This is a genomic window from Aurantimonas marina, assembly GCF_017183135.1.
GTDB lineage: Bacteria > Pseudomonadota > Alphaproteobacteria > Rhizobiales > Rhizobiaceae > Aurantimonas > Aurantimonas marina.
The window spans coordinates 40,871-52,474 of the sequence record NZ_JADDXW010000004.1 but is presented as its reverse complement, the minus strand read 5'-3'; the positions used below and the strand labels follow the sequence as shown (position 1 = coordinate 52,474).

Sequence of the window (11,604 nt, the reverse complement as noted above, 5' to 3'; positions counted from 1 at the left end):
TTTGTTCAGGTTTTGTTTTAGGGAGTTGCCTTGATGCTGACACGCAAGCAGCACGACCTTTTGTCGTTCATTCACGAACGGCTGAGGGACACCGGCGTGCCTCCCTCCTTCGACGAAATGAAGGACGCGCTGGAGCTTCGGTCGAAATCCGGCATCCATCGTCTGATTACCGCGCTTGAGGAGCGGGGCTTCATTCGGCGCCTGCCCAATCGCGCGCGGGCGCTGGAAATCTTGAAGCTGCCCGAAGCGATGCAGAATGATCGCCCCGCTCCGGTCGGCCGCGCCGGGTTTACGCCGAGCGTCATCGAAGGGAGCCGCGAGGTAACACGCAAGACGTCGGAGCCGGTTTCCCGGCGTGCGACGACGAGAGCTTCGGAATCGGCCACGGTCGCGATCCCGGTGATGGGCCGGATTGCCGCCGGCGTTCCCATTTCGGCGATCCAGCACACCACCCATTCCCTCGCCGTGCCGCCGGACATGCTCGGTGGCGGCGAACATTATGCGCTCGAGGTCAAGGGCGATTCGATGATCGAAGCCGGGATCCTTGACGGCGACACGGTGGTGATCCGTCGGGCCGATACGGCAACGCCCGGGGAGATTGTCGTCGCGCTGGTCGACGAGGAGGAAGCCACGCTGAAGCGGTTTCGCCGCCGCGGCAATACGATCGCGCTGGAGGCTGCCAATCCGGCTTATGAAACGCGGATCTTCGGCTCCGAGCGGGTCAAGGTCCAGGGCCGGCTGGTCGGGCTCATCCGCAAATACTGAGGTCCGGGTCGACAAGTTGGCAATCGATCGCGCCGAGCCAGCTGCCCCGGCGCCTGCCAGTTGGATCTGGCACAGTGTCGACCGGATCGAAGCATCATCATTCATCGAGGATGAGGCGGTCGACCTACTAGAATTTCAGATTAGTATTCAGCTCAGTCCTGTGGACGTACCAGAATATGCGGAACACAGCGTCATTCGTGCTCTGGTGCTTCCGAAGGTTCCCGTCCGCCTCGGGTGCACGGATGCGCAGTCGAAAGACGCTCTCCTCTCCGTCGAACAATCAGAAGAGATGAGTGTTCTACTTCCGGCGCTGGAGCGGCGCTAAGATCTCTGGATGACGTCTATTCTCTGGACTGACTACGACTGCCAAATCCGCGCCGCTGATCAAGGGCCCCTACCAGCCGTCGGATATATGGGGAAAACCAGTATCCGCTGTGGTATCGCTTCAATCGCAAAGGTGGGCTCAGCCAAGTCGACAAGCATCCGGAGCGACCGAGAATGGAGAATCGTGGGTTCCCTCACCGGCGACAGCCGGATCACGCGTCCAAGCTGAACGGCACAGCGTTGGACGAAGGGACGATCATCTGGCATGCGCTCGACCCGGCGGCGGCGCTGGACCAGGCCGACGCACGGCCCGAGGGGCTGTCGACGGTCGAGGCGGCGGCGCGGCTTGAGCGCTACGGTCCGAACGCCTTACCGGAACCGCCGCGACGCGGGCCTCTCGCCCGCTTGCTCGCCCAGTTCAACAATCTCCTCATATACGTTCTGATCGCGTCCGGGATCGTGACGGCGTTGCTCGGCCATTGGACCGATACGCTGGTGATCTTCGCCGTCGTCATCCTGAACGCCGTCATCGGTTTCTGGCAGGAGGGGCGGGCAGAGGATTCGCTAGCTGCCGTGCGCTCGATGCTCTCAGCTCAGGCCTCGGCATTGCGTGAGGGAGCGCGCGTGACCCTACCGGCTGCCGAGCTTGTGCCCGGCGACGTGGTGCTGGTCGAAGCGGGCGACCGCGTGCCGGCTGATCTACGGCTTCTGGAGACACGCGGGCTACACGCCCAGGAGGCGGCTCTCACCGGCGAGTCGGTGCCGGTGGTCAAGGAGACCACTCCGGTGGGACCGGATGCGTCACTGGGCGATCGAACCTCAATGGCGTTTTCCGGAACACTCATCAGCTCGGGTCGTGGCGTCGGTCTGGTCGTCGCGACGGGATCTCGCGCCGAGATCGGACGGATCGGCACGATGCTGGAGGGCATCGACGAGCTCGCCACGCCGCTGCTGAAACAGATCGACCGGTTCGCGCGGTGGCTGACCGCGGTGATCCTCGCCGCTAGCGGCGGCGTCTTCGCTCTCGCAGTACTGGCGCGTGGCTATGCGCCCGAGGATGCCTTTCTGGTCATGGTGGGCATGGCCGTCGCCGCAATCCCGGAGGGCCTTCCCGCTGTCCTGACGATCACCCTGGCGCTTGGCGTACAGCGCATGGCGCGTCGGCACGCGATCATTCGCAAGCTGCCCGCCGTCGAGACGCTGGGCGCCGTCTCGGTCATCTGTACCGACAAGACCGGAACGTTGACGCGCAATGAGATGGTGGTGCGGGCGGTGGTCATGGAGGCGGACGGCGAAGCGATCGCGGTCACCGGCGACGGCTATGCTCCCGACGGTGAATTGCGCGGCGCGGAGGCGCGATCGACCGTCGATGCGGCCGGCGCCCTTGGCAACTTCGCGCGCGCGGCCCTGTTATGCAACGACGCCCATCTGCATCGTGGTGGCGATGGCGCGTGGAGCGTCGCCGGCGACCCGATGGAGGGCGCGCTGATCGCCCTCGCCCACAAGGCTGGTCTCGACCCGGTCTCAGAACGCGCCCGTCATCGCCGGCTCGACGAGATTCCCTTTGACGCCGCCCATCGGTTCATGGCGACGCTGAACGTCGACGGTGCCGGAGGCAACACGATTTTCGTCAAGGGCGCCCCCGATCATGTCATCGCCATGTGCGCCAATCAGATCGCGGGTGGCGAGGTCGCGCCGCTGGAGCATGAGGCATGGTTGGAACGGATCGACGCATTGGCCCGCGAGGGTCAGCGCGTGCTGGCCTTTGCCGTGAGGTCCGTCGGCGACCAGGCGACGCTGGGCATGAACGACATGGCGGAGGGCTTCACGCTGCTCGGCATTGCCGGCTTCATCGATCCACCGCGTCCGGAAGCCATCGAGGCGGTCGCCGACTGCTACCGGGCCGGCATCGACGTCAAGATGATCACCGGCGATCATGCGGTCACCGCGCTCGCTATCGCCGGCCAGCTCGGACTCAATACGCGTGATGGCGTTCTGACAGGCAACCAGATCGAGGCGATGGACGACCGAGAACTGCATCGCCGCGTCGTGGACGTAGATGTGTTCGCCAGGGCCGCGCCGGAGCACAAGCTGCGACTCGTCGAAGCGCTGCAGGCGTGGGGCAAGGTGGTTGCCATGACCGGTGACGGTGTCAACGACGCCCCTGCCCTCAAACGCGCGGATGTGGGGGTGGCGATGGGCATAAAGGGCACCGAAGCCGCCAAAGAGGCCGCGCGCATGGTGCTGGCTGACGATAATTTCGCCTCGATTGTCGCCGCCGTCCGCGAGGGGCGCACGATTTACGACAACATCCGCAAGGTCATCGCCTGGACGCTGCCGACCAATGGCGGCGAGTCGCTGGTGATCGTCGGGGCGATCCTTCTGGGCTTCGTGCTTCCGGTCTCGCCGGTCCAGATTCTGTGGATCAATATGGTCACCGCCGTCGCGCTCGGCCTGACCCTATCCTTCGAACCGGCCGAGCCGACGGTGATGGACCGGCGGCCCAGACCAGGCAATGCGTCGCTGCTCGACATGGAAATGGTCTGGCGGATCGTCCTGGTTTCCATCCTGTTCGCGGGCGCCGTCTTTGCTCTCTTCTTCTGGTCGATCGAACGCGGCGACGAGTTGGCCTACGCTCGAACCCTGGTCGTCAACCTGATCGTCGTCATGGAAATCTTCTATCTGTTTTCCGTACGCTATCTGCACCTGACCTCGCTGACCTTCACCGGTGTCGTCGGCACCCCGGCGGTGCTGCTCGGCGTCGGCCTGACCGTCATCCTGCAACTGGTCTTCACCTACGCACCCTTCATGCGGGCCGTGTTCGAGACGCGGGCAATCGCGCCGGCGGATGGAGCGATCATTCTGGGAATTGGCTTGGGGCTGCTGTTCGTTCTGGAAGCGGAGAAATGGATCCGTCGCATGGTGCTGTGATGGCGGGGCAGCCTATCGTGCCCGCGCAACGCCCTGCAGTCTTTGCGGTCAAAGCGGCGATGCCGGACACCATCCCGCCGAAGGTATTGGTCGGAGCGTGATGGCATACTCGAGGTTGCGATCATGCCGCAGGTTCGCCCGTTCGAGCGTCGTGCATGCACCAAGCCCGCAGCTTCAGGGCAAATCTCGAGTGGTCACGGGAGGCGGTAATGGTCGAAGCGATCTTGACCTTACCGGCCGGGGTCCCCTAACCGAGTGGAGATAGGCCCAGCAGAGGGAAGCCAGAATGAGAAATCGCGCACTCATTTTCACGATCGTTCTCGTGGCGACGGCCCTTGCCATCTGGTGGCGTCTCGGTGGCCGAGGCGGGGACGGTGCCGGCGCTGGAGCAGCCCTGGCGGAGGTGATCGTTCCGGAACTGACCGCCGAGGAGAGCCGAGGTGAGACGCTTTTCAATACCAATTGTGCGACTTGCCATGGCGTCAACGCCGCCGGACGAGGCGGCAAGGCGCCTCCTCTCGTGCATAAGATCTATGAGCCCAACCATCACGCCGACGCAGCTTTCCAACTGGCCGTGCAGAACGGGGTTCGCGATCATCACTGGGGCTTCGGGAATATGCCTCCGATCGAAGGGATTTCGCCAAAGAACGTCAGTCAGATCGCCGCATATGTTCGCGCGTTGCAGCGTGCCAATGGGATCCAATAATCCCGCGGCGGCCGAATGGCATAATTCACGATTCATTGATTAGCTGGGATAGGGAATACTTAAGCGGAGATTGTTACCGTACTGCCATGAGGTTGTTGTTCCTGATCCTGCTCGTGACGGTCTTGGCGATGACGCACAGCGGCGGCGCGGTCGCCGCATCAGCCAGTGTCGCGCATCGCGGCCCGCTCATTGCGGACGTCCCGTCGGCAACGGCTGATGACGGCGACGGTCTCACCAGGGTCGTGGATTGCTGCGACGACGAAATCAATGCTTGGCACAGGATGTCCCAGTGTCCCGTGGACTGCGGGGTCACTCTGTCCGGATTCGCCGCGGCGACCCCCGACGACGGGCGAGAGCGGCTTTTCACCGGCGCCTTGTCGGCAGCTTCAGGGTGCCGTACTGGCTTATTTCGTCCTCCGATCAGCTGACGTTCCGCTTCGGACATCGATCGCGGTGTCCCCTCCCTTTGACGTAAGATGATCAGGATGACGAAAATGCTCTCAAGACGTGCTCTTCTTCTGGCCGGCTTAGGCGGTTTGCTGACCTCCGCGATGCCGGCTCTGGCGCACGGGCCCCGCCAGGCGTTCCAGCTCAATCCGAAATACCTGCCCCAGACGGTGAAATTTGGTGGCTACCAAGCGGGAACGATCGTGGTCGATCCGCGCAACCATTTTCTCTACCTGGTGCTCGGCGATGGTCTGGCACGACGCTACGGCGTCGGCGTCGGCAAGGCAGGACGCGCTTTCAAGGGATCCGCGCGGATCGGACGAAAGGCGAAGTGGCCGAGTTGGACGCCGACCAAGAACATGATCCGTCGTGAGCCGGGCAAGTATGCACGCTATGCCAACGGCGTACCCGGTGGACCAAGAAACCCGCTCGGCGCGCGCGCGCTCTATCTCTATCGCGGCAAGCGAGACACCTATTACAGGATCCACGGTACGACCGAGCCCTGGTCGATCGGACGGTCCGTCTCCAATGGCTGCATCCGGATGATCAACGATCATGTGATCGATCTTTATAACCGTGTTCCGGTCGGCGCACGGGTGGTCGTCATCTAAGCAAACTCGAGTGTCGGTGGCCACGCGGCCGGAAATGGGGTTGCCCGCCTCCGGCGGAATGCCGGGCGGGCCACCATTGCGCGACGGCAAGAGGGTCAGGCTCTCATCGCGGCGGATGTGCCTCGGCCGTCGTGCCCGAAGTCGGACGGCTCGACCCGAATGTCGGCCATTGCTGCTCGGGAACAGGCATTTGCGGTCGCTGGCGAGCACCGGAATCCGCCTATCGTCTTGTCGCGATTCTCGACATGCCCCGAAGATTGCGCCGGGTCAGCTCGACGACCAGCAGCGGCACGACGATCCACTGAAGCAGCGGTGCAAGACCGGTACCGAATGGCGGCACTAGCGGCATCAGTTCGGAATAGGACCAGCGGTTGGATATCTCGACGTAATAGAATTCGAGCCCAACGGTGATGACGAGGCCGACGGCCAGAAAGATCAGCAGCTGCCATCCCTTCTTGTGGCGTATCCAATGTCGCGTTCGCGCGGCAAGCGAGGTGATCCAGAAGGCGGTCAGGGCGATACCCACATCGCCGACGGTGGCGTAGGTGCAGATTTTCACGCCCTCCCAGTGCGGAAGCTCCGCCATTCCTTCGAAGGTTGGAACCTGCAGGAACTCCCAAATGAAATGGAAGGCGAAGGAGAACAGGGCGAACGAGACTTCGGGGACCGCCCATAGCCCCTGCCCCTTATCACACTGCTGCGGGTCTGACGTAATCATTCGGCCCCTTCGATCGGGTCGCTCGCGGCGCATGGGGCCGTCGGTCGGTTCGCTCGGCCCCGCCGGCTAACCTGATCCGTCCCATGCTCTAAACTTGCGTCGTAAATTGCCCCATCATCCCGGCGTCTTCGTGCTCCAGAATATGACAGTGGAATACGAACGGCAGACCCTCGCTGGTTTCAGCGTCGATGGAAACCGCAAGTTCGGCCTCTCCGTTCACCAAGACCGTGTCCTTCCATCCCCGTTCCTCGGGACGTGGTTCGCGACCGCCGTTCTTCAGCACTTGGAACTTCGCGCCATGAACGTGGAACGGATGCGCCATCTGGTTGGCGGCGATCGTCCAGTGTTCCTTTGCACCCACCGGCGTCGAAAAATCAATACGGTCGATCTCGTAGCGCTTGCTGTTGATGGTCATCACCGGGGAGCCGCCGACCAGACCGCGGACCATGTTCATCGGCCCCATGCCTTCGTCCAGGACGAAACGACGCCGCGTGCCGGTTGCCGCAATGGCAACCGCGGAGCTAGTAGGCAGGCGCTGCGGTATGGAGGTCACGGCGGCTTCCCGGCCGTCGTCGGGCGCAAGCGTCAAGAGGACCGCGCTCCCGGCATTACCGCCCATCATGCCCATGGATGATGACTGCGAGGCCGCCATGAGGCGTTCCTCGCCCTGCCCCAGATCGACCAGAAGCTCTATGCGTTCGCCGGGTGCGAGCAAGACCCTGTCCACTTCTATCGGCGCATCGAGCAGGCCTTGATCGACACCGATCAGTACGAGCGGCCGGCCGCTTTCGAGCGACAGATCGAAGGGACTCGAAGTTGCAGCGTTGATCAAACGCAGCCGCACGAGACCGCGCGGCGCCTTGGCGATCGGCCGAAGCTGACCGTTGACGAGAACCGCGTCGCCGCGAAAGCCATGCATGATGTCCATTATGCCCGGCTCGTATACCGCCCTGCCCGACCCATCGAAACGCTTGTCTTGGAGAATGAGGACGAAATCATCGACGCCATAGGTCCGGGGGAGTTCGATGCCGGCCTCGTCGTCGTCCTGCAGGATCACGGCACCGGCGAGCCCGGCATAGACATCAGGGGCCGTGCGGCCGTGAACATGGGTGTGGTACCAGTGGGTCGCGGCCGGTTGCCGGATCGGCAGCTCGACATCACGGCCCGCGCCCGGTGCGATTTCGGTCCCGGGGCCGCCGTCCGCCGAGCTGGGGACTGTCAGGCCATGCCAATGGAGGGTGATCGGTACATCGACGCCGTTCTCGACTCGAACCGGGGGGATCGTTCCGCGCCGCAGCAGAACAGTCGGCCCGAGATAGCTTTGATTGAACCCCATCGTCGAGGATGGGGCGCCGCCGGCGAAAACCGTCGCCCCGGCTTTGGCCTCAAGACGGATCGGGCCGGTGCGCCCGTCCAATAGTGGCGGAAGTCGGATATCCTCCTCCATCTTTCCCGCAACCACCTCGGCATTCGCGGCTGAGGCCAAGCCGGAAGTTGCCAGCCAGGCAAGAAGCGAGGAGCCGCTCACCAAGAGTTCGCGTCTGTTCATCTCAAATCTTTCTCCTCGCGGGACGACCTGCGGATTTGTTGGATTGGTATCGCATCTGAAGGAACCGCCGCCGCGCAGCGGGCCTTTGCGAAAATCGGCTTTGAGGAATTGCCGGCGTCAGAATTCCGTGTCCCGCTCCCCGTGGCGGCAGAATACATCGTAAAGGCTCGTCATGATTGCACGGATCTCCTCGCTCGCGAGCGAGTAGAAGATCGTCTGGGCGTCGCGCCGGGTGGACACCAGTCCCCCCGCCCGAAGCTTTGCCAGATGTTGGGACAAGGCGGACTGACTGAGACCGACCTCGCATACCAGGACCCCGACCGAGGCTTCGTCTTCGGCGAGCCTGCAAAGAATGCGCAGTCGATGGGCGTTGCCCATGAGCGCGAGGATCGCCGCGACACTGGCGGCACGGGCGTCCAATTCCAACATATTAGATTTGACTACTTTAGACATGATTCATATATGGCCCTCCTGCGGCGGTCGTTAAAGGGCCGTTTGTCAGAAGGAATCAAACGATGCCACCTTCCATTATCACCGAATTCACCCCTTGGGGCTCGCTGTTCGGCGGGGTCCTGATCGGTTTGGCAGCCGTCATGGTCATGGCGCTTTTCGGCCGGGTTGCGGGAATTTCCGGGATCACCGTCGGAGCCTTGCCAACCATTCGATCCGATTGGAGCTGGCGTCTGGCCTTCCTGGTGGGCCTTGTCGCCGCGCCGCTGCTGCTCACCTTCATTACTGGTGGGCCGGTTGTCCAGACTGTATCCGACGATCTGGTCGTGATGATCCTGGCTGGGCTCCTGGTCGGCTTCGGGACGATTTGGGGTTCGGGTTGTACTAGCGGTCATGGCGTCTGCGGTCTGGCGCGACTGTCGATGCGATCGCTGGTTGCAGTCGGAACTTTCATGACAACCGCCTTCCTTACGGTCCTCTTCCTCCGACACATCATCGGATAACGAACATGCGATTTATATTGGGACTGACGTCGGGCCTCGTCTTCGGTCTGGGTCTGGTAATTTCCGACATGTCGAATCCCGCGAAGGTTCTGAACTTCCTGGATGTTTTCGGTGCATGGGACCCCAGCCTTGCCTTCGTCATGGGTGGCGCATCCCTGACCACCTTCGTCGGTTACCGGCTGATCTGGCGGCGCGAGCGTCCTTTGATGATGCCGCGCTTCGAAATCCCGACGCGAGCGGATATCGATGCGCCGCTTCTGACAGGCGCGGCGATATTCGGGATCGGCTGGGGAATCGGCGGCTTTTGCCCCGGCCCCGCCTGGACAGCCTTGCCGCTGGCTGCGCCGGGTACGCTCGCTTTCCTGCCGGCGATGGTGGTCGGCATGCTGGCCGGCTTGTGGATCACCTTGCGGCTGAAGGCCAAAAGGCCAAGATTTGCGACCTGACTTCAAGCCGTAGACGTGGCTCATGATTTTTCAACGTGCGGTCAAATCTCGGGCGTCCCGATATTGGCGTTGAACGGCGGCGGACGGTGCGAGCCGCTGCGGAAGCATCAGCGCCGCGCCGCTCATTCCGCGCCGTTGACCGGCGTCTTCAGATAGGCGATGAGATCCGTCATATCCTCGACCCCAATCGACCACCGCGGCATCACCGGATCGAGGCGCTCGCCGCCGGGATCGACGCCGTCGGTGATGGCCCGTCGCAATGTGGCGTCGGTGTAGTCGTCGTGATCGCCGTGACCGTCGTCCTCGACCGCGCCTTCCGCCTCGGCGGCCTCATCGTGCTCGCCGAACAAAGCGGCGGCCGTCAGCGGTGGCACAGACTGCCAGAAACGTGGCATCAGGCGCCCGCCGCCCCGATCCGCGCCATGACAGGCGACGCATCCGCCGCCGGACATCATCATATGCATGTTTCCGCCCTGAGGCGTGATCTGCTGGCCCGAGGCACTGGTCGCGGTGAAATAAATTCGCTCGCCATTGCTGCGAAATTCGGACGGCCATGCGCTGCGATCGGTCAAGGGGCCGGAACCGAACAGCAGCTGCCCTCCCGCGAGCACGACAAGCAGAACCATTGCGATGGCGCCTATCCGGACGATCCGCCACAATAGGAGCCGATGTGGTCGGGTCATTCTGCGTCGTCCTCCTTGCATCGAAACCGGGTGGCTCGTGCCGCCGCTATCGCACCGCCAAACAATCAGCGAGCGAAAATCCGGTCAATGTCTGTTGCCAGTCGATATTTTATGCGTAAACTAATTTTCGTGTGGGGGCGGAAGTTCCGATGTCCACTGATTTCTGCCGCGGATCTTCGACGCTTCTGTCGGTCCGATCTCCGGCTGGGGACGGACCATTGTTAGCGACCTTTTTGAATGGAGATCAAGAGATGAGTTCGATCCGGGCCGCCACCATCGCCCTTTTGACCGCAACGGCCTTGTCCGGCGCGGCGATGGCCCAGACCGCCGACGACGGAAAACTGAAGATCGGCCTGATGTTTACCTTGAGCGGTCCGGCCGCGGTGCTCGGAGAGCAAGGCCGCGATGGCTTTCTGCTGGCGGTCGAGAAGATGGGCGGCAAGCTCGGCGGCCTGGAGACCGAGATCACCACCGTCGACGACGAGCTGAAACCCGATATCGCCGCCAACAAAGCGCGCGAACTGGTTGAGCGCGACGACGCCGACTTTGTCGTCGGGCCAATCTTCTCCAACATACTGATGGCGATCACCAAGCCGGTAACGGACGGCGGCGCCTTCCTGATCAGCCCAAATGCTGGCACATCGAATTTCGCCGGGACCGAGTGCAACAAGAACTTCTTCGTCACCTCCTACCAGAACGATCAGGTGCACGAGGTTCTCGGCAAATACGCCGAGGATACCGGCTACAAGCGCCTGTTCCTGCTCGCCCCGAACTATCAGGCGGGCAAAGATTCGCTGGCCGGCTTCAAGCATTCCTATAAGGGCGAGGTGGTCAACGAGATCTATACGCCGCTCGGCCAGCTCGATTTCTCGGCCGAGCTCGCGCAGATCGCCGCCGAGCAGCCGGACGCCGTCTTCACCTTCATGCCGGGCGGCATGGGCGTGAATCTCGTCAAACAGTACCGTCAGGCCGGGCTCGACAACATTCCGTTCCTGTCCGCCTTCACCGTCGATGAGACCACCCTGCCCGCCCAGCAGGATGCGGCCGTTGGCTTCTATGGCGGCGCCAACTGGGCGCCGGACATGGACAACGAGCAGTCCAAGGCCTTCGTTGCGGCCTATGAGGAAAAATACGGAAGCATTCCCGGCACGTACGCGATGCAGGCCTACGATGCCGCGCAGCTGATTGACAGCGCCATCAAGGCGGCCGGGGGCGATCTTTCCGACAAGGATGCCTTACGTTCGGCGCTTGAGGCTGCCAACTTCCAGTCCCTGCGCGGCGATTTCAAGCTCGGCAACAACCACTACCCGATCCAGGACTTCTACCTGGTCAAGGTGGCCAAGCGCGACGACGGCAAATACCAGACTGAGATCGCCGAAAAGATTTTCGACGACTACCAGGACAATTACGCCGCCGAATGCAAGATGCAGTAGCGGACTGCTGCTGAAGCTGGCGGGGGACCAACCCCCGG

Annotated in this window: 12 protein-coding genes; 7 read left to right on the top strand and 5 right to left on the bottom strand. The window is 62.7% G+C overall.

The features are described from left to right. Nucleotides 1-33: 33 nt before the first annotated feature. The 3 genes from lexA to ING15_RS06100 all read left to right on the top strand — a co-directional run bounded on the left by lexA (nt 34) and on the right by ING15_RS06100 (nt 4,726). Nucleotides 34-765 carry a transcriptional repressor LexA gene (lexA, locus tag ING15_RS06110; protein WP_206453909.1) on the top strand — a complete coding sequence of 244 codons (732 nt, stop codon included), beginning with the start codon at nt 34-36 and terminating at the stop codon, nt 763-765. Nucleotides 766-1,263: 498 nt separating this feature from the next. Beyond that, a complete protein-coding gene (locus ING15_RS06105) occupies nt 1,264-4,020 on the top strand; it encodes a cation-transporting P-type ATPase (RefSeq protein ID WP_206453908.1) in 2,757 nt (918 codons plus the stop codon). 322 nt (nt 4,021-4,342) lie between these two features. Further along, nucleotides 4,343-4,726, top strand: a complete 384-nt coding sequence (locus ING15_RS06100; RefSeq protein WP_332873784.1) for a c-type cytochrome — start codon at nt 4,343-4,345, stop codon at nt 4,724-4,726. A 73-nt stretch (nt 4,727-4,799) separates the two neighbouring features. Here ING15_RS06100 and ING15_RS06095 read toward each other — a convergent pair whose 3' ends face one another. Beyond that, on the bottom strand, nt 4,800-5,171 hold the full coding sequence (locus ING15_RS06095; RefSeq protein ID WP_206453906.1) for a hypothetical protein: 372 nt from the start codon (nt 5,169-5,171) through the stop codon (nt 4,800-4,802). Between the two features lie 49 nt (nt 5,172-5,220). On the opposite strand from ING15_RS06095, the gene ING15_RS06090 reads away from it, so the two are divergent. Beyond that, complete coding sequence (locus tag ING15_RS06090; protein ID WP_206453905.1) at nt 5,221-5,784, top strand: L,D-transpeptidase; 564 nt, start codon at nt 5,221-5,223, stop codon at nt 5,782-5,784. A gap of 220 nt (nt 5,785-6,004) precedes the next feature. On the opposite strand, the gene ING15_RS06085 is transcribed toward ING15_RS06090, so the two are convergent. From ING15_RS06085 to ING15_RS06075, 3 genes are all read right to left on the bottom strand, one after another. Further along, the gene (locus tag ING15_RS06085; protein WP_206453904.1) at nt 6,005-6,502 is read right to left on the bottom strand and encodes a hypothetical protein; all 498 of its coding nucleotides are present in this window, start codon (nt 6,500-6,502) and stop codon (nt 6,005-6,007) included. An 88-nt stretch (nt 6,503-6,590) separates the two neighbouring features. After that, nucleotides 6,591-8,051, bottom strand: a complete 1,461-nt coding sequence (locus tag ING15_RS06080; RefSeq protein ID WP_206453903.1) for a multicopper oxidase family protein — start codon at nt 8,049-8,051, stop codon at nt 6,591-6,593. 117 nt (nt 8,052-8,168) lie between these two features. Further along, entirely contained in the window at nt 8,169-8,480 is a 312-nt protein-coding gene (locus tag ING15_RS06075) for an ArsR/SmtB family transcription factor (protein ID WP_232845602.1), read from the bottom strand. A gap of 86 nt (nt 8,481-8,566) precedes the next feature. On the opposite strand from ING15_RS06075, the gene ING15_RS06070 reads away from it, so the two are divergent. Beyond that, nucleotides 8,567-9,004, top strand: coding sequence for a YeeE/YedE family protein (locus ING15_RS06070; protein WP_206453901.1), 438 nt, complete (start codon nt 8,567-8,569; stop codon nt 9,002-9,004). A gap of 5 nt (nt 9,005-9,009) precedes the next feature. Beyond that, entirely contained in the window at nt 9,010-9,450 is a 441-nt protein-coding gene (locus ING15_RS06065) for a DUF6691 family protein (RefSeq protein WP_206453900.1), read from the top strand. A gap of 122 nt (nt 9,451-9,572) precedes the next feature. On the opposite strand, the gene ING15_RS06060 is transcribed toward ING15_RS06065, so the two are convergent. Then, on the bottom strand, nt 9,573-10,133 hold the full coding sequence (locus ING15_RS06060; RefSeq protein ID WP_206453899.1) for a c-type cytochrome: 561 nt from the start codon (nt 10,131-10,133) through the stop codon (nt 9,573-9,575). A 251-nt stretch (nt 10,134-10,384) separates the two neighbouring features. On the opposite strand from ING15_RS06060, the gene ING15_RS06055 reads away from it, so the two are divergent. Continuing rightward, a complete protein-coding gene (locus ING15_RS06055) occupies nt 10,385-11,566 on the top strand; it encodes an ABC transporter substrate-binding protein (protein WP_206453898.1) in 1,182 nt (393 codons plus the stop codon). The last annotated feature ends 38 nt before the right edge of the window (nt 11,567-11,604 follow it).

Excerpts from the sequence above, each read along its gene's own strand:
- ING15_RS06070 (WP_206453901.1), top strand. The coding sequence starts at position 8,567 with ATGCCACCTTCCATTATCACCGAATTCACCCCTTGGGGCTCGCTGTTC.
- ING15_RS06060 (WP_206453899.1), bottom strand. The coding sequence starts at position 10,133 with ATGACCCGACCACATCGGCTCCTATTGTGGCGGATCGTCCGGATAGGC.
- ING15_RS06085 (WP_206453904.1), bottom strand. The coding sequence starts at position 6,502 with ATGATTACGTCAGACCCGCAGCAGTGTGATAAGGGGCAGGGGCTATGG.
- lexA (WP_206453909.1), top strand. The coding sequence starts at position 34 with ATGCTGACACGCAAGCAGCACGACCTTTTGTCGTTCATTCACGAACGG.
- ING15_RS06075 (WP_232845602.1), bottom strand. The coding sequence starts at position 8,480 with ATGTTGGAATTGGACGCCCGTGCCGCCAGTGTCGCGGCGATCCTCGCG.
- ING15_RS06105 (WP_206453908.1), top strand. The coding sequence starts at position 1,264 with ATGGAGAATCGTGGGTTCCCTCACCGGCGACAGCCGGATCACGCGTCC.
- ING15_RS06080 (WP_206453903.1), bottom strand. The coding sequence starts at position 8,051 with ATGAACAGACGCGAACTCTTGGTGAGCGGCTCCTCGCTTCTTGCCTGG.
- ING15_RS06065 (WP_206453900.1), top strand. The coding sequence starts at position 9,010 with ATGCGATTTATATTGGGACTGACGTCGGGCCTCGTCTTCGGTCTGGGT.
- ING15_RS06095 (WP_206453906.1), bottom strand. The coding sequence starts at position 5,171 with ATGTCCGAAGCGGAACGTCAGCTGATCGGAGGACGAAATAAGCCAGTA.
- ING15_RS06090 (WP_206453905.1), top strand. The coding sequence starts at position 5,221 with ATGCTCTCAAGACGTGCTCTTCTTCTGGCCGGCTTAGGCGGTTTGCTG.
- ING15_RS06055 (WP_206453898.1), top strand. The coding sequence starts at position 10,385 with ATGAGTTCGATCCGGGCCGCCACCATCGCCCTTTTGACCGCAACGGCC.